The 21,387-nt window shown below is 51.2% G+C and carries 11 protein-coding genes and 1 pseudogene; 1 reads left to right on the top strand and 11 read right to left on the bottom strand.

All coding sequences use genetic code 11. From position 1 onward, the window contains the following. Positions 1-17: 17 nt before the first annotated feature. Both HA50_RS02945 and HA50_RS02940 read right to left on the bottom strand, forming a co-directional pair. Positions 18-1,067: a DUF1176 domain-containing protein gene (locus HA50_RS02945; RefSeq protein WP_084872388.1), complete on the bottom strand. Its 1,050-nt coding sequence runs from the start codon at positions 1,065-1,067 to the stop codon at positions 18-20. Positions 1,068-1,148: 81 nt separating this feature from the next. Continuing rightward, a complete protein-coding gene (locus HA50_RS02940) occupies positions 1,149-2,039 on the bottom strand; it encodes a LysR family transcriptional regulator (protein ID WP_084872385.1) in 891 nt (296 codons plus the stop codon). Positions 2,040-2,129: 90 nt separating this feature from the next. Between HA50_RS02940 and HA50_RS02935 the strand changes: the two genes are divergently transcribed. Then, positions 2,130-2,909: an NAD(P)H-dependent oxidoreductase gene (locus tag HA50_RS02935; RefSeq protein ID WP_084872383.1), complete on the top strand. Its 780-nt coding sequence runs from the start codon at positions 2,130-2,132 to the stop codon at positions 2,907-2,909. A 9-nt stretch (positions 2,910-2,918) separates the two neighbouring features. Here HA50_RS02935 and HA50_RS02930 read toward each other — a convergent pair whose 3' ends face one another. The 9 genes and pseudogenes from HA50_RS02930 to HA50_RS02890 form a co-directional block, all read right to left on the bottom strand. Beyond that, a complete protein-coding gene (locus tag HA50_RS02930; RefSeq protein WP_084872381.1) occupies positions 2,919-3,248 on the bottom strand; it encodes a DUF1493 family protein in 330 nt (109 codons plus the stop codon). 107 nt (positions 3,249-3,355) lie between these two features. After that, complete coding sequence (locus HA50_RS02925) at positions 3,356-4,225, bottom strand: AraC family transcriptional regulator (protein ID WP_084872379.1); 870 nt, start codon at positions 4,223-4,225, stop codon at positions 3,356-3,358. A gap of 106 nt (positions 4,226-4,331) precedes the next feature. Beyond that, positions 4,332-5,309, bottom strand: coding sequence for a nucleotidyl transferase AbiEii/AbiGii toxin family protein (locus tag HA50_RS02920; RefSeq protein ID WP_084872376.1), 978 nt, complete (start codon positions 5,307-5,309; stop codon positions 4,332-4,334). After that, positions 5,302-5,697, bottom strand: a complete 396-nt coding sequence (locus HA50_RS02915; RefSeq protein ID WP_084872373.1) for a DUF6088 family protein — start codon at positions 5,695-5,697, stop codon at positions 5,302-5,304. Before HA50_RS02915 ends, HA50_RS02920 begins: the two co-directional genes overlap by 8 nt. A 101-nt stretch (positions 5,698-5,798) precedes the next feature. Next, on the bottom strand, positions 5,799-6,755 hold the full coding sequence (locus tag HA50_RS02910) for a nickel/cobalt transporter (protein ID WP_084872370.1): 957 nt from the start codon (positions 6,753-6,755) through the stop codon (positions 5,799-5,801). Positions 6,756-7,191: 436 nt separating this feature from the next. Next, positions 7,192-7,749 carry a DUF2778 domain-containing protein gene (locus HA50_RS02905; RefSeq protein WP_244193558.1) on the bottom strand — a complete coding sequence of 186 codons (558 nt, stop codon included), beginning with the start codon at positions 7,747-7,749 and terminating at the stop codon, positions 7,192-7,194. A gap of 256 nt (positions 7,750-8,005) precedes the next feature. After that, a complete protein-coding gene (locus HA50_RS02900) occupies positions 8,006-10,123 on the bottom strand; it encodes an ATP-dependent helicase (protein ID WP_084872368.1) in 2,118 nt (705 codons plus the stop codon). Then, positions 10,120-16,463, bottom strand: a pseudogene (locus tag HA50_RS02895) (DEAD/DEAH box helicase). Before HA50_RS02895 ends, HA50_RS02900 begins: the two are co-directional and overlap by 4 nt. Beyond that, the gene (locus HA50_RS02890) at positions 16,463-21,385 is read right to left on the bottom strand and encodes a DNA methyltransferase family protein (protein WP_084872365.1); all 4,923 of its coding nucleotides are present in this window, start codon (positions 21,383-21,385) and stop codon (positions 16,463-16,465) included. The pseudogene HA50_RS02895 and the gene HA50_RS02890 overlap by 1 nt, the downstream one beginning before the upstream one ends. Between the last annotated feature and the right edge of the window lie 2 nt (positions 21,386-21,387).

The raw sequence follows: 21,387 nt of genomic DNA, 5'->3' as shown, positions 1-21,387 counted from the left end.
CACGACCAGGGCGCGATTTATCGCGCCGGTTTGACGTTGGTCACCAGCGTCGGCAGTTGCCACGGGCCGCCAGCGCGAATAGCGCGACACATGCCCGTGGTGGCTTCACTGCTTTGCTGGAAATCTTTACCGTCCCACACCCAGGCGGCAGTGCTCCAGCAATCGCCGATACCACGCCCTTTTTGTGCCAGCGAAATCACCCCATCGCTGTAGTCTGAAGCGGAATCAGTGATAAGTTCAGGCTTCTGTTGCAGGCGTTTATCCATCAGCCAGTAGCCATAACCTTCGTTGTAGGCACCACGCCAGCACAGCGCGGAAATCAGGACATGTGAGCCATCGACCGGCGTCAGCATGATGGGTTCAGCGCCAGCTGCTGGCTGATCGTCAGACGGCTCAAGATTATCGCAGCTGTCATCATCGGTAAGCGAAGCGATGAGCTGCGGCTTCACCGATGACAGCTCCTGTGCGCTTAACGGACGCGGCTGGGCTTTGATGACTTTCACCTGCTGAATCACCGGAGCCGCCACCGCCACCAGCGTGCTGCTTTCCGGCTTATCGCCTTTCCTGATCATCGCACCGGGTGTACCAATACGTCCCTGCGCATCATCCATTTTCAGCAGGGTGGCAAAAGCGCCATTACCAGATAGCTCAAACGGTTCGACACCGCCGCGAAACTCGACGGTGCCACTGCCTTTGACGGCGGTGATCACCGCCTGCGTCTGTGCTTCGGTTAAGCGCCATTCGTCGTTATCGGTCTTTTGCAGCTCACCGAGGGAGCTGTCATCGATCCACAGCGACAGCGCCGCCACCGGCTTCGGCTCCTCATCCATGGTATCGGCCAGCACCACTTCCCCGCTCACCGCGGTGTCTGGACCCGCCTGACGCGTCAGTAATACCGATCCACCCGCACCTTCTTCGGTGCTGTAGCCCGCCGCACGGCAGGTCAGCGTGTTGTCGCACGCCAGCTCCCAGTCTTTATGACTATAAGAAATGCCGCTGTCGTCTGCCCACAGCGGCGCAGCCATGCTGGCAAACAGCGCGAACGCCAGCAGGTATCGGGAAGTCATGCCATCTCTCCATAATGGTAAAGGTGGCTAGTGTGCGCAGTTTTTCGAACGGGGAGAAGTGAATTTTTGGCGAAATCATCACTACACCACCGCCAGCATCTGTTGCCTCAGCCACTGATGTGCCGGATCGCGCTGCACGCGTTCATGCCACATCATCAAAATATCAAATCCCGGCACATCGATGGGAGGCTCGATAACCTGTAGCGATGTGGATGAACGCACCAGCCGTTCCGGAAGCACTGCGACTAAATCGCTGCTCGCCAGCACTTCCAGCATGAAAAGGAAATGCGGCACCGACAGCACCACAGGACGCGAGCGACCGAGCTTCGCCAGTGCGATGTCTGTCGCAGCACTGAATCCGCCGCCATCCGGCGAGACAATCAGATGTTCCAGCTGACAAAATTCATCAACCGTCAGCCCCGGATGCAACCGTGGATGCCCCCTGCGCCCGGCCAGCATATAGCGCTCGCTAAACAATTTTCGCTGATGCAGCGTCTCAGGGGCGTGGTCGCCGGTATGAAAGATCAAATCCAGCTCGGCCTTCTCCAGCTGCTGGGCCACCAAGGGTGGATTAAGGCCGAACACCGCCACGCGGCAATCCGGTGCAGCCACACGTAACCTGTTGATAGCCGGTAATATAATCGCTGAGGACATATAATCGGTGGCGGCAATGCGCCAGGTAAGATTCGCCTTTGCCGGATCAAAATCATCCGGCGGTGCAACCGCGCGTTGCAGCGATTCCAGCGCCAACCGTAGCGGTTCACGCAACGCTTCGGCCCGTGCCGTCGGCAACATACCTCGCGGCCCTGGCAGCAGGAGCGGATCGTCAAAGATGCCGCGCAATCGTGCCAGCTGGGCGCTGACCGAAGGCTGAGTCAGGTTAAGACGCTGCGCGGCGCGCGTCACGTTTAGCTCCGCCAGTAACACATCCAGCGTCAGCAGAAGATTTAAGTCCAGGCTTCCGATATTCATCCTGTCTATACCTGAGATATCAGCAATTGATTTCTACTATAGAAAGCTCTGCCGTACCCTGCACCTGATTTCTTCCAACAGGATTACGCCATGAATGTATTGATTGTCTATGCCCATCCGGAAGCCCATTCGCTGAATGGATCGTTAAAAGATTTTAGTGTGCAGCACCTGCAACAGAGCGGACATCAGGTGCAGGTTTCCGATCTGTATGCCATGAACTGGAAAGCGCAGCTGGATGCTGCCGACACCCTCGCTCCGCTGGTGGGTGAATATTTTCAGGCCTCTCAGGACCCGCGCTTCGCCTTTGAGCATCAGTTGCAGACGGCAGATATCAGCGCCGAACAGGAAAAACTACGCTGGGCCGATGCGGTGATATTCCAGTTCCCGCTGTGGTGGTTCTCGATGCCCGCCATCATGAAAGGCTGGTTTGAACGCGTATACGCCTGCGGCTTTGCCTATGGCGTGGGAGAACACAGCGAAAACCACTGGGGCGACCGCTACGGTGAAGGCCGGCTTGCAGGTAAACGGACGATGCTGGTGGTGACCACCGGCGGCTGGGAGTCTCATTACAGCCCGCGCGGGATCAATGGCCCGATTGATGATCTGTTGTTCCCCATTCAGCACGGCATGCTGTTCTATCCCGGTTTTAGCGTCCTGCCACCCGTGGTGTTTTATCAGGTGCAGAAATCAGCGGAGACACGCTTCAGTAGCTGGTGCGATACGCTGGCTACAAGGCTGGATACCCTGGAAACGTGTGAACCCATTCCTTTCCGGCGACAGAACCACGGTGACTATGCCATTCCGGCGCTGACGCTGAAGGAGGAGATTGCACCGGGCGAAACCGGGTTTGGGGTACACCGGGAACGTTAACGGACCACGCTATTCATATAACCAGCGTCCGGCCTTTGCCGATTCAATCAACATACCCAGCGTGAAATCCGGCACTACCGGCACGGCTCGCTTATTAAAAGGATTGAGGATTTCGCTCAGGGATGGCTCCGGCGGGTAATAGGTTTCGATAGCGAAGGTGCCACGTGCCACATTGAATTCGGCAAAGAACTCTTCCATCAATGCCGCCGCTTCGTCGTTCTCAAAGTTAAGATCGCTATCAATATCAATCTGTGGCATCAGCGTTTTTTGCTTAAACAGATATACGCCATCATAACGGCGGACAAGCTCATAGATGCGCTGTTCGATGTCATCTGACATAACGTCTTTCCCCTTGCGATTTCCGATGAGTCGGGCGGCTATTCTGCCACGATATGGGCGGGACGTGTCGATAAACTCCCGACAGCACGCGCAGCCGGGAGTTTCTATCATTTCAATGGCAGATAGATGTCAGTGATCAGCTGATGCTCCGGGACGTCATGGATAAAATTCTGGTAATGGAAGAACAAAGGGAAATCACGCAACTCTTCGCCACTGGCGGGTAGCCAGTCCCGATAGAGCGTCCATGCACTTTCCGATAAGGCATCGTGTGAACCATGGTGGCGCAACCGCGCACAGCGTCCGGCGGGAATCACCCCATTCACCACACCGAAGGAGTTGTCTTCCGGAATCGGTGAGTTTACCGATCCACAGATATCAAAACGGAAGGTTTCCGGCGGCGTGGTAGCGGGATCATGGGGCGCGACACCAAAAGTCTGGCTGCTGGCGATGGGAGATAACCCCGTGGTTTTACGCCATGCGACAAAGCGCGCAGCGGTCTCCATAATTCGCTCTGGCTGACCGAAATGCGACAACATCGCCACCGGGGTGGTGGGAAAATCTATGATTGTGACGGGCATGCTCTCTCTCCGTTTTGGCTGTAGCGGCGGCATGCACTGATGCCATCTCACCCAGGCGGGCTGCTGACGGAATTCACTCGGCGTCATAGCAAACACCTGTTTGAAAGCACGGCTGAACGACTCGGCGTGCTGAAATCCCGCATCAAGTGCAATGTCGATAATTTTTTCGGCAGAATTAAATGCCAGCCGATACGACGCGCGTTTCAGACGCATCAACAGGATGTAGCGCCCCGGCGTGATCCCACAGTAGCCGGTAAACTGACGGTGAAAATGGTACGGCGAAAAGTGGGCAACTGCGCTCAGCTGTTCCAGCAACAGCGCATCGTCCAGGTGTTGATCGATATAATCGAACACCTTATTGAAGCGCAGGCGGTAAGCATCCGGTTTATTGGCTGACATGGCATTCTCCTTGCCGGTGACTATGCCTGAACGGGGGAGCACCTGGCCTGACGGATCTTGCGGAGTTGGGGTGAACGTAAGCTGGTTATCAGCCGCGTACTATCAATTATCTATACTGACCAATTTTATGGCTCGGGATATCAAGTACATCTGATGCCGTTTGGTGGAAGCAGGCATAGGCTTCGTCCCATGAAATGGGAGTATCGCCAAACACCATTGGAACAACGAACTGCTGATATCGCTGCTTATATATTATATTTTTCTCTAACTCTTCCAGCCCCATTCTAAGCTCCTGCACAGGCGATATGCAGAATTCATGATATTGATTACCGTAACGCTCAATATCCTGTTGGATACATTCATGCACAAAGCGCTTTAACAATGGGACGTCAACGCCGTTTTCTCTGACAATACAGAAATTGTCATAAATATGGCGCACCAGAGATTCATCACCTTCTCGCTCGACATTGCGTATGATGGCAGCTGTGCGCCTCATCATTGCTACCAGCTTTTCAGCCTGAGTGCTTTCGATGGTTACGCAAGGGAAAGCCTTCGCTATATTCCCCTGTTTTGTTAAGTCCGTTAATAAAGAGCAAATATCACGACATTCCGACGCCTCAAGTAAAACAGCTTCCATCAATTCCAGTTTGATAAAAGGTCGTAAACACGGAACTTGTGCATATGTCTGCGGATAACGAACAGGAATCTCCACATAACGGTATTCGTCACGGATGATACACGGATAGCTTTCATCAAAGCTGAACATGCCTGATTCATCAATCAACTTAGTAATTCTATGAACAATATTTTTACGAAGATTTTTACGCTGATTTCTCGAATGTTTCCGTGTAAAACCAGGAACAGGAACCATTTTAATATCAACATCCTCTGACATCCTTTTTAAGGATATTCCTGATTTTGACAAAGCAGTTCCCCCGGCAAATACCAACTGATGAGTATCAAATACCAGGGATTGGAGAAGTCTTAATAATTCGACGATGTAATAATCTTTTTCGACAATTGCTACAGACTCAATTCCCAGAGCATCAGCAACATCAGGGAATAACTTGATCAAATCATCCATTTAATTTGCTGTTTCCCACAGATAAAGTCCTTTTAAAGCGTGGTGACGTTTTGATTTCCAGAGAAGCAGGAATCTGAGTGGATTTACCACGATTGTAGTCATCAGACGCTCCAACCAGGCGATAATCAACCTTTAGCCGCTTTAGTGCCTCAATCATAACTGCCGCAGAGCCACCAGGTGCCGCAGGCATCAACTTCCCGGTAATCGCATTTTTACGTGCTTTGGTGTAAACACCATAACCAACTTTCAATAATTGACCTTCATTCACCAGTTCACGCAATACTCTGCCAATCTGATCATAACCAGCCAGATCCTTGAAATCATCACGCGTGAAAACATAACGTTTTGAGCGTTTCAGCCGCGACTGAATGAGAGCTTTAATTGTCATGTCATCCTCCAGCTGGTCATTTTTTCATCATAGCAAACATACGACATTTTTGACAGCAAAAATACGACATCTAACTCAACCAATCTGATGCCAGAAGGCCATCAGCACCCGGCGGCGATATAGTCCCCGTTTGGGCTGATGGGAACCACGGTAAGAAATAAAACCGTGGCAAAGAGGATGATAATCAGGCCTCCCACGATTTTGGCTGCTGGGACCATCCAGCTGAGATTTTCATTGTCCCGACTGAAGAACGTGACGGTGTGGTTACGCGCGTAACGTACCGCCAGTGACAATGACAAAATGGATAACGCCGTACCCAAGGACATGGTCATCACCGCCGCAATGCCCCAGCTGACGATCCCCAGCGTATTGGCAAACAGCAAAATCATGATCGCGCCGCTGCATGGCCTGGCACCAATCGTCAACACTACCCCCAACCGGGTTTTCCAGTCCGCGTGGCTCAGATCTTTTCCTACCCCATGCTGCCCACAGCCACAGTGTTCAGTGTGTTGATGCAACGGCTTCAGCGCATTAATGGCGATTTTCCGTTGCCGGAGCGGCTTTAGCGTCTGATAAATCACAAACAGGCCGAAAAACCCAATCAGCAGCGCACTGACTTTTTCCACATACCAGCGGCTGGTGCTGAGATCTCCCGCTGCGAGGTTAAACCCCACTGCCAGAATATAAACAAACAGGATGGCACTGCCCCCCTGCATCAGGCTGCCGAGAAACGGCACCACGCGCGCCGCAAGCAGGATTTCTTTATTGGTACTGAGGTAAGTGGTGATAATAAATTTTCCGTGCCCTGGCCCAACGGCATGCAGCACGCCGTAAATAAACGCCCCGCCCAGCAACCAGATTCCACCATTGTAATCGTGGCCGTTGAGTTGCAGCAGATACGTCACCAGCCTGCGGTGCAGGGAGATTTGCGTGGCGAGGCTCCACTGGAGAAATGCACCCCAATGGGTGTACATCGTGGTGCCGATAGCCAGTAACGTCAGGATTAATAATCCTGCGACGGGAATCCGCCAGTCGAGCGGGAGAGAACGCGTTGTCACGGTTTTGCCTGTTTTGCCTGGGTAGGTGACCGGGGAGGATGGAGAGAATCGTGCCACCAGTGGCCGGGGATTGCTATGGGGTTTTTGTGGGGGGCAGATGGGGTGACAAGCTGGTTGCCAGTCATGTCGTGATATGTCGAACCATTGGCTATGATCACCTAATGTGTACTATCAATACAGGTAATGATTATCGATGATGAGCAATTCTTCTAATTAGATAAAAAATTAACGCCGCAACAATCAGAGGGACACCAAATATTACCCACAGCCCAGCCGGATCGATTTCTCCATCAGCTAATGCCACACCTGTGGCATTCAGAACATCATCAAGCCTGTAAGATAATTTCTCAATTACACCCCACACTGGGTGAACAAAGAAACAATGGCAAGGCATATCAGGTAGATCAGCAGAAACACAATGAAAGAACGCATACTTTTACTTAAAGCTGCAGTTGTCATAATCCGTTCTCCCTTTCACCTCTACCCGTCCATAAGCCTTGACTCCAGGTTTAACCTGAATCATGGGTGTTGCAAGTAATGCCCTTCGGAGGAGTTCAAATTGAGACATATGGTAAAAAGTAATACATCCCCATGACTCTCCACCACCATCAGGGCGAAGAGGATGAAGCCTGAAACCACCTCTTTCCGCACCGTGAACAAACAGTTGATCACTCATCGTGGTATCACTATATAACCCAAACCATTGGCTATGATCAGTCCCGTTCTGCCAATCTTTGATGGCACTTAACACTTGGTTAGCGAAGCTGCCAATCGGACGCGGCACAATCCAGTAAGTACCAGGTGGTAACGCAGCTTTGTTTTTATAAGCACATTCAGCAATATTTGTTGTTGGATTCTCACCTGAGAAAACGTCAAAGGTGCCAACTCCGTAGCAAAGTAATTTAACGGTTCTACCGTCTGAATCGCTTCTGGTCGCCGATGAAGTGGGTCTGGGAAAAACGATGGTTGCACGCGGCATCATCATCAAAGCCATCGAACAATTGCGCATCGACAGCCTGCACACACAGGGACGATTCTTGTCTGAGCGCCGTATGAATCTCAGAAGTTTTAAGACCGTTATATGATGAACGTATGTGGGCGATGACCGCAATGCCGGGTCAGCGTTAGAGCCAGCTATATGATTCGCCCACAGAGCGGACAGTAAATGCATAAACCCTCAGGTCCATCTTTCTAACTTTAATATCGTACTTAAGGCCAGAAAAACTCGCCTTCATGGCCCATAGAGAATATTACTGAACCGTTAATAATGTACTTGGTACGCCGTACGAAGAAACAAACAGTCCTTTTACCGCGCGGGTTGCAGCCACATGGAGCAACGCTCGTTCATTAAATAATGCATCGCGCTGTTCAACAGGGTCATCAGATGCGATTGCTTTGACTTCAGGCACAACACCATCGTTGATGCCCGCAAGGAACACATACTGGAACTCCAACCCCTTAATACGGTGCATCGTTGCAATGCGAACACCAGCTCGTTGATCACTGTCGCCACTATCATTCCCTAAATTAAAAGTCTCAATCCCCACTTCATTTAGGGCTGACGCATAGCGCTCATTGGCATGCCTCGTGCGGGAAGTAATGCAGATATCCTGGGAACGGACATCATTGGCTAACAATGCCTGAATTTGCTTGATAATCGTCTCAGCCTCTTCTTTAAAATCTGAAGCATGAGTGATCATGGGTTTTTCACCGTGAAGCAGTGATAAATAATCGTTGCTGGCATCAGTTTCACCATCCAGGTTGTCAACCATAACTCCGGTTAACAACCCGACAGCAAACTGTCGCGTCTCTTCTGTAGTCCGGTAGTTAATTTTCAGTTTTTTACTACGACGCCCACGAACGTTAATCCCACACTGACCGAGCACGACTTTATTGCGGTAAATACGCTGATGTCCATCACCCACGATAAAGAGATCGTTAGGAGACTCCGGGACCAGGCTACGAATAAGGGTAAAGGCCGGTGCGCCTATATCCTGAGCTTCATCGACTACGATACTGCTATAAGGCAATTGCACCTGTTTTTCTTTAAACAGAATGATAGCCTCATGCATGGCATCCCCCATCTCTCGTAGTTTGGCACGCGCCATTTGTGCCCGGAACTCTTCGAACACAGGCCAGATTTTCGCACGCTGAATACGTGATAACGCCGTGCCACGACCAATACGGCTCACCTTCAGATATCCTTCACGGCTGTAAACAGCATTCGGCTGAACAATACGTTGCCACTCTTCTGAATAAAAGTTTTCCGGTAATCCCAATTCAGCAGGGGCTTGCTGCAAGGCATAGTTCCAGCATTTACGTCGTCCTTCATCGCTGTCATACACCACGCGGAAATCATATCCATGGCGTCTCAGCTGCTCGCTCATCCAGGCATCAATGTTAACAACTTCAATACGCGCCATCTCCTCACGACTACACAAACGCTGGAGGTTAGCGCGAATATCCGCTGCTAGGTTGCGTGTGAAGGTCGTGAACAGAACTTTCTTACCCGGTTTATCGGCCAGGCATTGGGATAACCAACGTGCACGATGCATCGCAACAACTGTTTTACCCGTACCTGCACCACCTAATACTCGCACCGGACCATTTGCCGGAGACTCCACCAGTTTTCGCTGGCTCGGGTGCAGGAATACACGCCATTTTTCCAGTGGCGCATTGAGCATTTGCAGTAGCTCCTGTTCATTTTCAACGACATGGAAACGACGTTTACTTCTCTCAATTGCCTCAATAAAGTCTTTGGTATCAACAGGCTCATCACGGTGATCGTTAAACTCCTCCAGCACTTCCTGGTAATCCAGACCTTCTGCCAGCCAGTGTAGGGGTTCCCAGGCCTCCGCAGGCATCACGCTTTCCAGCTGATTCAGCCCTGTGGTATCCACAAGAGCCATCACCTGCTCAATAAACACAGGAGGAACACCCAGCGCGAGGATCTGCTCCGCAGTATAAGCAGCAAAGAGTTTGGGTTTATCAACAACAGCAGGTTCGGAGGCGGATTTAATATAGCTGATATCAATTACCTGAATCGCACCAGTAACCGGGTGAATTGCACAATCATGTCGTCGCGCCCAGTCATAAGCTTCGTCGTGCTTATCCACCCACATCAGCATATACAGATCCCCCTGTTCGGGTTTCAGGACTATTCCCCGATAGATCTGATCAATACGCACGGAATGCACGTTATTGCTGCGCGCATCGTGGATTTTTTCGTAGTTAATTCCATTACTCGTCGGATCCTGGCGGAACTTGGAGATGAATTCCTGGACCTTTTTTTGCTGTGCTTTAGGAATCCGCGCAAAAGCCCCCAGAAAACCATCAGAAAGTGCCACCATTGGCGCTTGAACCGTCATTTGTCACCTCCGAACAGATGTTGCAATGTACTTTCGTCGATTGGCCCGAACGCAACGAGCCAACCCTTACTTTCGAATAAAGGAGTAAAGTCCTGATTATCGATAATCAAAGCTTGCTTTTGTAACGGCCAGGCGAGATCGGCTTCCGCAATAATTTCGCCATCGTCATCCTGCAATTCATATCCAACTGTCGGTGCCGGTAGTGATAATGACTGAAGCAAAGCGATTTCTTCTGCGCTCAATAAACCAAACTCAAGTATCTCCGCCCAGCTCTCGTCAGGCTGAATATCCACTACCACCGAAGTCTGCATTTTTACCGTTTCAGGCTCCTGCGGTAAATGAACCGCTCTACGGCTGGTGAATGTCATATCTGGCAGGAACTGCAATAAATTCACCATCCACCAGAAACCGTTAAATCCGGCTTCATAGCCATCATCCTGCGAATGACGATCGTCAAAGCAAATATGCAGCCTCAACCAATTTCGCATTTGTTCAATACTTGTCGTTGATTTAATGGCTTGTTGAGGAACAACGGCTGCCAGCTCAATGAATTGTTGTGATGAACTACAGCTATCCAGTAAACCGCCAAATACAAATGGTTCATCAGGCAAAAAGTGCATTCAACCGATAAGCGGGAGCGTTCTCCTGCATTTCATAGGCGTACTTTTGTTTGGCTCCGGTCTCCCTGCGACTTTTTAGGATCCAGCCACACCCAGGCATAAGCAGCTGCCATTTTCTGCCATAGCAGAGTTTTATTAACAGGATCAGAGAGATAATCGAGTAGCAGTGCGAAACTGTTTCTCTCCCGGAATGAACCTTCAAGCGTAGCAAAGTTTGTATCATGGAACAGGTTATAAAACTTAGGCTGTTTCATATCCGGATTATGACCAAGCCCCATAACATTCTGTATATGTTTAATGCCTTGTTCTTGAAGGTCAGCCCAGGTCAGTGTCCATACCCAAAAATTACCGCTGTCTTTAATCGCCTGCCGTTTTTGGACATCATCCGACACGCTATCTTTATGAAAAGCAAAACCATCCAGGAAAATTGCTACCGGTTTTATCTTTTCTGACTGCATCAGAGGATAGAGCACATAATCTGGTCGGCTAAGGATGCCAACTCTTTCTTTAACCCCTAAATCAACCTGTGCTTTGAGATGCCAGCTCATCGCCGGTTCTGTACGGGTATTAATAATCCAGCCTGCGTTCTGATGGGCATAACTCCGGCTCACGAGAAGATTTTTGTTATCCTGCAGGCAGTGAATGAACCGTTTTTCCAGTTCACTCCCCATCATGGCATCAAGCGAAATGTTTTTGATGGAATCAATAACGCGTATAGAAGCACTGGCCTTCAGGATTTTTGCCAGTAAGAGACGCGCCTGATCTCTTGATACATACTTCATACGCCCGCGGTCACGGTAAGCGTAAACACAGCGATAGCAGCCGTCTTTATGCGTATCATGGTTGCAGCTGCATTCCACTAGCGCCTTGTAGGCCAGCTCAAGTAATTTCAGCAGGTTGTCAGGTGTACGCATCAATTCTTTGAGTGAGCCGGTCCCCCCTGGTACGGTGTCGTAAATCACCAGATACTGACGCCAGGATTCGCCCTCATTTTCCGGCTCGCGATACACCACGCCTTTCAGGTGATCCACGTTACCTTTGAAGTAATGTTTAAGCCCAAGCTGAATGGCTGCACCCAGGGAGGCTTCCACCACGCGATCGTTACTGTAGCTGGTTACCGGCAGCAGGATACGCAATGCCTCAGATTCCAGTTGGCGATAAAGGTAGAGATAATCTTCAAACTTCGCTTTTTCGGGTTCAACGCGATATTTACAGCTCAGGTCATGGCGTGGTTCATGATCGCGAGGGCGCTGCACCATGCCGCAGCCGAGGCAAACTTTAAACCCGGTGCGTTTCTTTGCCTCTCCTGCAATCATCAGCTCATTGGCATCATCCGCCATTTTGCCAAAGTTGATATCTCGCAGAGTCACTTTGCTCAAAAACTCAAAGCCAAACGGGATTTCTCCTTCATCAATAGCATAAGCGGCCGATACATCCTCTTTTTCGAAGCTGACCAGTAGCTGTCGCTGGAAGAATGCCGGTTCGCGACTATCGCTCTCATCACTGATCTGGCTGTCACGCGCGCTTGAGCGGGCATAAACCTGGCGAAGCTTCAGTAATGTCGTTTTTTGCCCGGCATCGGTCCAACCTGGTGTGCCACATTTTGGACAGTATTTATGCTGATCGCCGGTCTGGTCGATATTCTCGCTGTAGTTACAGTGGCTGCAAATACGCCAGTTTTCAGGCTCAGACACTTTCAGGTCAATCTGTTCGATTTCAACTTTATGCCCGCCCGCATAGAAGTTATTCAATGGGGCAAGCTCAGCCAGCGCCGTTGAAGCCGGACGTTCGTATTCGTAGGTCGTGTTCTGATACTCACGCGTTTCCCCACCGTCCTTGCGCCGCCACAGCACAGAACGCAGCGTAACACCGGCCTCCGGGAAGGCATAGTTGGGAAGTAATCCTTCATCGGTGAGGAAATTAAGCGTCTGCTTATTATTGATCTGGTTCACCAGGGCCATCAGCGCCTGACGTTCCGAAGTCAACTCGCGCATATCGCTGTCAAAGTTTTGATCGTGGGGATCACTCTCCAGCTTGTCGATACTACGCTTGAGCTTATCAATCCGGGAACGCAACGATTTGCGGTCCTCCAACAGTAGTTTTAATGCTTGTTCGATACGTTGAACCAGGGAACGTTGTCCTGGTGCCCCTTGCAAATATGACAGGAGCTGTAGACGTGTGTCTTCCGTAAGATCAGGGAAGATGGACGAGAACTGCTGAGCAATATCTACATGATGCTGTTCGACGTAACCCAAGAAGTTATAAGGGAACCCAGACTTGTGTCCAAATTCCAGCTCGTCCAGCATCTGCTTCACGTTTTTGCTGATAGCAGATGCCGGAACGCCGGTTTTCACCCAGTTGTCCATGCAGAATGCGGCCAGCTGACGCTCCAGGATAGCCGTTGCGTTCAGGAACACACCAGGAGCCTGCACCTGCCCTTGCATCATCTCCAGAGGCTCTTCAAAGAAGAACTGATCGTGCGGATTTCCCTCAGCCACCGTGATGTTAAGTGCATTGCCGTCTTTACGCCCGGCACGACCAATACGCTGTAAGTAATTAGCCTGCGCGGGTGGAACAGAACAGAGTAATACCGTAGAAAGGTCACCCACATCGATACCCATCTCCAGCGTCGGTGTTGCCGAAAGCAGGTTGGTATTCCATGGCTGATTACCGCGGTAGAACGATTGTTCCGTAGCCTCACGATCTTCACGGCTCAGTAATCCGGTATGCTCTGCCCCCTGAACACGAGCGATGTCCATATTATCCCAATGCCAGGTCACTGTATTTTCAACTTCCTGATAGCGCCCCTCGCAGCGCAGAGAAAGACATGGCGCGTTTCGCCAGTGCCACCCCTGATCTGCTGGTGTCCGAACAACCTCACGACAGCAAGAGCAATTTAGCTGAACAACATCTCGGCTTGCCACCAACGCTGAAGGTACTAGCCCCCATGCTTTCTTGCCTTTTGTATCAAAATCTTTTACCAACCCAGCCATTTTCAGTGCCGTAAACAGACGTTGTAAAACCGTCTCAGCCAGGCTGCTGATGAACAGATTATTGCCGTTGCTGAGCGTTCGGTTGATCCAATGCTGATACCAGCTGGGGTTGGATTTCGCACCAATCAGTCGATGGAAGCCATTTATTTTTTCAAACGAGGCATAGGCCGGTTTACGCGTTTTCGGACCAATAGATGGCATATAGCGTGAAGTTCGTTCCTTCTGCGTCATCATATAGGTTTTACCCTCACGCCGATAACTTTCGAACGCCGGATGCAGAACAGCTCCCGCCTGCCGCTGATGCCAAAGAACGCCAATCACCAGGTGTGCCACCTGCTCAACGCTGACCCCAACCATTTCATCACCCAGCTCTTCGACAAGCTGTTGGTGAAGCGCCGTTATCGCTGAATTGAAACGTGCAATATCAATTCCTGCAGCTGCGTAACCGGTGGCCTCCAGCGTACGGCCAATTCGTGCGCGTAGGGTAAATTCGCTGTATACCTCCCAGTCGAGACGAAGAGAAACCAGCTCCGGTAAATCGGAACTCTCTGCCAGCTGGCCTTCGTTCTTCAGCATCTGGTAATCGTTCATCCACTGCATGTTGGGCGCGATGAAGCTCGCGGCAAAATGAGCATCATCCGGTGAACGTTCACGCGTCTGCAGGCAGACGCGTGCCGCAAAGGCATCCAACGGTAACGTTTCTTTTTCACCCAACACGCTGGCGATTTGTCCGCGTACCATTAACGGCCAGGTTCGGGCGGTAAAGAAGCTGGCGCGGTGTGCGGCATCCTGTACCGAGTCAGAAAACGTAATCAGCTTTTTATGTTCGTTGAACTGGCTGCCATAAAGCTGATGGATCATCACCGCCGACAGGCTGGCTGCCTGTGACCCAAGAATCGAAATACCCTGTTTGCTGTTGCAGTACGGGCATTCGTTGGCAAATTCCAGCTCATCCTTACGCTCTTTGAGCATATCCGGGATGAGTACTTGTAGCAGATCAGTATGGCCACAGTGCCCACACTGCACGTTAGATTGCTTATTGAGCTTTAAACAGGAAGGGCATAGCTTCTGGTGAACACCGCTGACCGGTTTATCGTTGTTATCCGGAAAGGCCAACACAATAGAACGGCCTCTTTCGAAGAACTGACGATAAATACCGTCCAGGTCAGTTTCGAGTTGAACACTCTGACCATGGCGCAGGCTCGCCCACCCGGTAGCATGGCAGTCACGACAGTGAATAACGGGAAGATAATGTTCGCGATCTTCCACCGCGACATCATCAGCAAAAACAAGCTCAGGTGTTTTTGACACGCTGGCAACCAGGCGGCGCATCTCGCGCAACCACAGCTGAGAACGAAGTTGCACAAAGGGCAGAACGGGACGCGCTTTGTTCACCTGCAGGCGCTTTTCCCGATCGTCCTGTTTTTCTGGAACCTCCAGGCGCGCCTGGGCAATCAGTGCCAGAATGCTTTGCAGCACGCGGGTCGCATGCCCGGCACTTTCCGCCAGCATCACCTGGAGATTTTCCAGGCACTGCTGCTCCGACAGAATACCGCCCTGCAAATCCTCAAGCAGTACATGCAGGATACTGTGGCGACGTAACAATGCGCCCAACTCAATACGCTTTTCACGTCCGCGATCGCTGTCCAGATCGGCAGGTAATTGCAGTGAACTACCCGGGAACCACAGCGGAATTTGTCCGTTCAGATAATCTACCGGGCTGGCGTACGTTTGTGGATCCAGCGCAGCGCTGACATCCTGGCCCGGATACTGACTGTACTCGATGGTATAACCTTGCAGATATTCCGCCGCTGTGTAGCGATCTTCTCGAATAACCGCGTCATCGCCAAACGGCTGATCAAAGATTGTTTTCGCGTAATCGAGTAGTTGTCCCAGTTCGTCACCTACGGTAGCCGACGTCCCCACGCAGGCAAAACGCTTGTCATCGACACCGATGTGATGCTTTAAGCGGCGCACCAGGCAGGCCAAATCCGATCCCTGTGCACCGTCAAACGTATGCAATTCATCCACTATCAGATAACGCAGTGACCCCGGCTGGTTATAGCGCCAGAGTTTCTGATCGCCGGGGCGCATTAGCAGGTAATCCAGCATCTTATAGTTGGTCAGCAGGATATCCGGCGGGTTCTCACGCAGGGTATCTTTGCAGGTGATGACTTTATCCGCAGACATCTTTTTGCTGGGTTCGATTTCACTGTCGCCGACAAACAGGCCGACGGTCACTTTCCCATGCAGCTGCGGATCGCTGGCGATGGTTTTGGCGAAACGGCTGGCCTGATCGGTTGCCAGGGCGTTCATTGGATAAATGATGATCGCTTTAACACCGGCCTCTGATGCACCTGCACAATAGTTGAGCAGCGGGAACATAAAACATTCCGTTTTACCGGAACCCGTCCCGGTAGCCACCAGCGTCGGCTGAGGCACCTCGATACCCAGGCGCTGGAACGCCTGCGCCTGATGCGCGTGTGGTGGGAACGGCAGCGTCAGGTTAGGGAAGAAGTTCAGCGCTAAGTCACTTTTACGAAACGGCAGCTGAGCGGAAAGATACGGCCCTTTCAGCAGCGTTTCCGGCTGGGCCAGAAATTGCTCCAGCATCGAGACGTTATTGTTTTCTTCACCATTAAACAGCGGGCTGTTAAGCGGAAAGGCTGCCCTTAAAAAGGAAGCAACGCTGTCGGCAACCTGTCGACTGACAACGGAAGGCAGCATCAGACGCTCTCCTTATCTTGTGCAAAGAATGCCCAGGCCACTTTGTAGTCGTCTTCGCGATCCGGCTTGATAAACGGAGCCTGCCAGGTGACGGTTCGGCGCTCGCCTTCGTCGCTGCGGGTATAGTCATCAAAAGTAACGCTGACGGTACCAGTTTGCAGATGCTTGACATCATCCCAGCCGATGGCTTGATCGGTGCAGTCGCCGCCGGTCCAGTCTGGGCTGTCGACGTTAAAGACAAAACCGTTTTTCAGGTCCGCTTTACGCGCGGTACGCGGCAGGCCGACGCCCACCAGCCCTTTGCTTGGGGTAAAGATAATGCGGCCGTTTTGATCGTACCAGGTATCGGCTTCATACTGACGCATTACCGGGAACTGGACGCGATATATAGTCAGCAGTTCTTCGAGGGTTAAACCCAGTGCCTGTGCCACCAGCACATCGATTTCCACCAGCGCCTGACGGCGACTGTAGTCGGAGCGTAAAGCGCAGTTACGCTGCCACTCTGGGGTCAGGTTGGCAAAGAAATCCTGAGGGAGTTGTGGGAGATTGCGGCTCCAGCTGAGTTGATTGAAAGAAGGGGTGAAAAAATTAAGCCACAATTTTTCAAAATGTTTTGTTAAGCAACTTAATGCGAGTAATCGCAGAGATGTATGTCCAACTAAGCCGACTAAAGGAAAATTGGCCCAACTGGCCATTAAGTTACTTCTACCTGTACTCTTAATAAAAAAATCACCCACTAATGAAACACTCATTAAAAATTGCTGTAAAAGCAATTCTTCTGATTTGAACGAAGTACTTTGTACTCCATGAATGTGTGCAATTCCCGGAGGTAAAATGGATGCAATGAGAGTCCGTTCACCTGATTGAGATAACATTCCTCGATAGCCTAGTCTAAAATAATCCGTTACCTCCCTCGGCTCATCTTTACCCTGTTCAGTCCAAGTCACTCGCGGAGTACGTTTGGCATATTCCTGCGCATCACATGCTGGAATATAGTTAGTGCGCGGCAGGTAATCGTCGGGCAAAGTTAGCAGGTCCAGGCAGTCATAATCGCTGTTTAACGTACAGTTTTGGCGTGGAGTCTTGTAGAACGGCGTCCCAACAAAGAAGTGCGGGCCAGACAATACCCATTGGGAGGCATTCTCAGGGAACTGTGTCTTACGTTCAATAGTGCCGTCCTTCTGCTGGTTTGTTTCATGCCACATTTCAAGGGATAAATATTGCCCCTGTAAATCACCCAATCTCTTCGGCTGATTAGCAAACTTTTCCAGTACAGCAACAAGTTGTTCTGCGTGCAAAGCTGGCAGACGAGCCTGCCATGCAGGAGTTCCTTCACTGTCATACAGACGAGCAAATAAAGAGAGCTCCTTCAAACCAATATGAATTAGCCGTGAACGGTGGCCTGAGGTATTCCAGGAAACTTTGATTTTGCCTTCAATTTCCTGCTCATTTTTGATACCAGGAACAGGACCAGCGTTGTTGTGTTCAAACGAGGCATCAATAGCGCTTACTGCGTAAACATTTGACATGTTAATAAAGGACGGCGTCGTATTCTGCGGTCCATAGACATTGATACTGAACATCGTTGCATGATGAACCTCGGCAAAAAGGCTCAATTCATTATGAAACTGAAAATGCGCCCTCATCCTCGGATACACCGACGCACGCAGCTGCCCACCTTTTGGATCATCATAAATCCCTTCCGGGTGCAGGAAACCTGCCACCCCTTTCTGCGCTCCTAAACGCCATGCCTGCGGCAGGAAGCATTTATACAGGTTAGTCTGCACCCCGCGTAGTACAGGGTAGTTCTGCTGCGCATTCAGGAAGTTTTGCATCCCTTCGCAACCCTCATACTCGTTGCGCCAGGCATTTTCGAGCAGCGGAATTCGATTGAAGGTTTCATGACGCAATGTCGCTAACTTCGAAGCACTTAATCGGCCTAGAACAAAATCCGGCTCGTAGTCGCCCAGCACGCCAGCTTCCTGCCATTCTACTTTCAACCATGGCGGGTTTCCGAGCATCAGGTCAAAACCACCGCGCTCGGAAAACAGATCGCAAAATTCCAGATCCCAATGGAAGAAACGATGTTGCTTCTTCAGCGCATCAACAATCGCCAGACGCGGCAAATGGCGGAACAGCACATCGGTTTTCAGGCGACCGGCGCCGGAAAACAGCGAAGACTCTTCACGCACAATGCCCTCGTCGGCAAAGAGATCGCCAGTGGCCTTTTCTACGGCTTCAGTGACTCTTTCTGTGACGACAATACCATCGAGCAGAGTCTCCATCTCCATCAGCCACATGCCGCGATCCGGCAGTTCATCCGCTTTGTCGATTGGCCAAAACCATAGTGCACACCAGTAGTCCATCACCCAGCGCAGTTTCTGATAAGTACTGTTATCTTTGAGGCGACCGTTGAAGGTTTCATCTTTGCTGCTTAAAGAAGAGCGAACTTGAGCCGTATTTTCCGCAGGCCATATCGGATAGTTATCAGCTGTTTTCTGACGCTCGGCTTTCAGCTGCTGACGGAACGTGTTCCAGAGCGCTTCCACTTTACCGCTGATGCGCTGCACATCGGCAGCCTCATGCGGTGCAAAGCTTTTGGTAAACTCTTTGCGCCAGCTGTCCAGCGCTTTGAAATCATCCGGATAGCGCTGCTTAACGGTTTTGTCGCTGTAGTTGGCCATACCGCTGTCCGGCAGCAGGAAGTGGAAAATCTGCTTCTCTTCGCGCGGAATATTCATCGCCAGCTCGGCCGGTTCGCTGCTAAGCCAGCTGGGATCTTTCGCTTTTTTGTAGGCCAGCTCGATCTTGTTGAACACCTGACGGCGTGCGCCCACCAACGAGTTGCCGCAGTGCAGCTGGTAGCCAAACCATGGTACAAATGCATCGCCGCTGATGGCGTTCAGCCACAGCGACACTTCCGCCAGCTCCACCGCCACCGGGTTTAAGTCCACGCCGAATACGTTGTTGTCGGCAATGTACATCTTCACCCGTTGCAGTTCCTGGGTGTAGCGATCCTGAGGAATGCGGCGACCTTCCGCCTGCTGTTTGTGGAACAAGTAAGCTTCCGCCAGCTGGTTGATGGCTTCGTTAAGGAACGCCGCGCTGCCCATCGCCGGTTCGCATACGGTGAGATTTAAGATGGCATCGGCTTTGGCATGCGGATCGGTAATCGGATCAATCTGCTCTTTAAACAACTCTTTCAGGGCATACTTGACTAACGAGCGGGTCAGTACTTCCGGGGTGTAGTAAGAGGCGGATTTTTCGCGATCGCGCCCGGCCATGCGGTAAATAAAGCTACCTTTACGGTGAATACGGAGGCTGCCGTCTTTTTCGTAGACCTTCTCGTCGTCGTGGTATTTGCCGATCTCGCCTTTGCTGACGAAATAGCCCGTTTCCAGTTCGTTAAACTCTTCCCCGGCTTTCTTCACCTCGTAGAGGTCATCGCTGGCGAAGAATCCGCGGTAGGAGAGCAGCGCTTCATACACCGCACCTAACTGGTTGATACCCAGCTGGCGATAGGATACACGCCCACGGCGGTTAAAACGTCCTTTACCCGGGCGGCTTAACGACATCGCCTGAATTATCTGTTGCAGAGTTTCGTTGCGAAACACCACACGGTTAAGAATGCGGGTGTTATTCGCTTCAAACAGATGGCTTTCAAGGCGCGGTACGCTGAACTGATGGCTGTGAATAGTGATCTGGTCGCCGCTCTCCAGATCGCTCTGCATTTTCACGCCGCCACTGTAGCCGTCACGCACCAACTTGAAGAGCATATTCAGGCTATCGTGGAAGTAGCGCCCGTTGCGATCTTCTTCGCTGGTCAGAGGGATCATCTCCAGATCGCGCAGCGTTTCCAGGCTGTAGCCCTGTAGATAGGTTTTGGCGGTCATCGGCGCATAGCCCAGTTCCGGGCGCGCTTCGATATAGAACAGGAACAACAGACGATACATATACCGCAGGCATTCGCGGCTCAACTCATCCGGGTTAATAGCACGTTTCCCGGTATAATAAGCCAGCTCATTGTCGATGAGATAACGCATCGCTTCATTGCCCAACAGCTCAATGCTCTCACGCAGGGCATATTTCAGGTCTTCTGACACGCCAAACGCATGCTTGTGCGAATTGTCATCCAGCGAATCGAGGTACGGTGCACCGCTGCCTGGCAACAGAGAATCTTTGTGTAGCAACACCGACGTCGCTTTCAGGGTATCTATCTCGCGACGACTTAAAATTTCTTCAAAGTCAAAGCGCAGCAGACGGTTTTGCGCCCACTTAGTACGATCCAGCAATAACAGCTGGCGGTTACCGAGCAGCAGCACAAAACGCGGCGGTTCATTTTGCGTAAACACCACCGTGGAGAGCAGATCCTGCCAGCTTCGGTATTCGCCGTTAGCTTTTTTACCCAGACTGTCACGCTTATGTTTATCGGTATCTGCAGGAAACTGCGCGGTCAGTAGTGACAGCGCCAGCGGATCCAGCTTTCCTTCTTCCTGGTCATGTGCTTCAACAATCCACAGCCACGGACTGCCGTCGGTGCTGTTGTAACGAGCCAGTACCGGCAAAGGCGTATCTTCATCCAGCATCTGAATGTGCGGATTGAGTTCATAACCCAATGCCTTTAACAGCAGCTGCCAGCGACCGCGTTGATCGGCCAGGCGCTGCGGGATCTGGCGCTGTTTTTCATGTTCAGTGAGTTTGCGGAAAAACTCTGTCGCCAAGCTGTTTAGCTGGTTCCACGGCGCGCGGTAGCCCGCCTCAACCTCTTTGCCCTGTTCACGGGCAGCACGTTCAGCTTCGCGAGCGACATTTTCCTGCTCAATCCAGGGTTCCAGTACATCGCGGATATCGCTGGTAAAGACTTCGCCCAGATAGTGGTTGGAGTAAAATTCGTTTTCGTTATTAATACCGACCAGCGCCATAA

It is taken from the genome of Pantoea cypripedii (genome assembly GCF_002095535.1).
Taxonomy (GTDB): Bacteria; Pseudomonadota; Gammaproteobacteria; order Enterobacterales; family Enterobacteriaceae; genus Pantoea; species Pantoea cypripedii.
This window is presented reverse-complemented; position numbering and strand designations above follow the sequence as displayed.

Excerpts from the sequence above, each read along its gene's own strand:
- HA50_RS02935 (WP_084872383.1), top strand. The coding sequence starts at position 2,130 with ATGAATGTATTGATTGTCTATGCCCATCCGGAAGCCCATTCGCTGAAT.
- HA50_RS02945 (WP_084872388.1), bottom strand. The coding sequence starts at position 1,067 with ATGACTTCCCGATACCTGCTGGCGTTCGCGCTGTTTGCCAGCATGGCT.
- HA50_RS02915 (WP_084872373.1), bottom strand. The coding sequence starts at position 5,697 with ATGACAATTAAAGCTCTCATTCAGTCGCGGCTGAAACGCTCAAAACGT.
- HA50_RS02925 (WP_084872379.1), bottom strand. The coding sequence starts at position 4,225 with ATGTCAGCCAATAAACCGGATGCTTACCGCCTGCGCTTCAATAAGGTG.
- HA50_RS02920 (WP_084872376.1), bottom strand. The coding sequence starts at position 5,309 with ATGGATGATTTGATCAAGTTATTCCCTGATGTTGCTGATGCTCTGGGA.
- HA50_RS02900 (WP_084872368.1), bottom strand. The coding sequence starts at position 10,123 with ATGACGGTTCAAGCGCCAATGGTGGCACTTTCTGATGGTTTTCTGGGG.
- HA50_RS02890 (WP_084872365.1), bottom strand. The coding sequence starts at position 21,385 with ATGGCGCTGGTCGGTATTAATAACGAAAACGAATTTTACTCCAACCAC.
- HA50_RS02930 (WP_084872381.1), bottom strand. The coding sequence starts at position 3,248 with ATGTCAGATGACATCGAACAGCGCATCTATGAGCTTGTCCGCCGTTAT.
- HA50_RS02905 (WP_244193558.1), bottom strand. The coding sequence starts at position 7,749 with ATGGCTTTGATGATGATGCCGCGTGCAACCATCGTTTTTCCCAGACCC.
- HA50_RS02940 (WP_084872385.1), bottom strand. The coding sequence starts at position 2,039 with ATGAATATCGGAAGCCTGGACTTAAATCTTCTGCTGACGCTGGATGTG.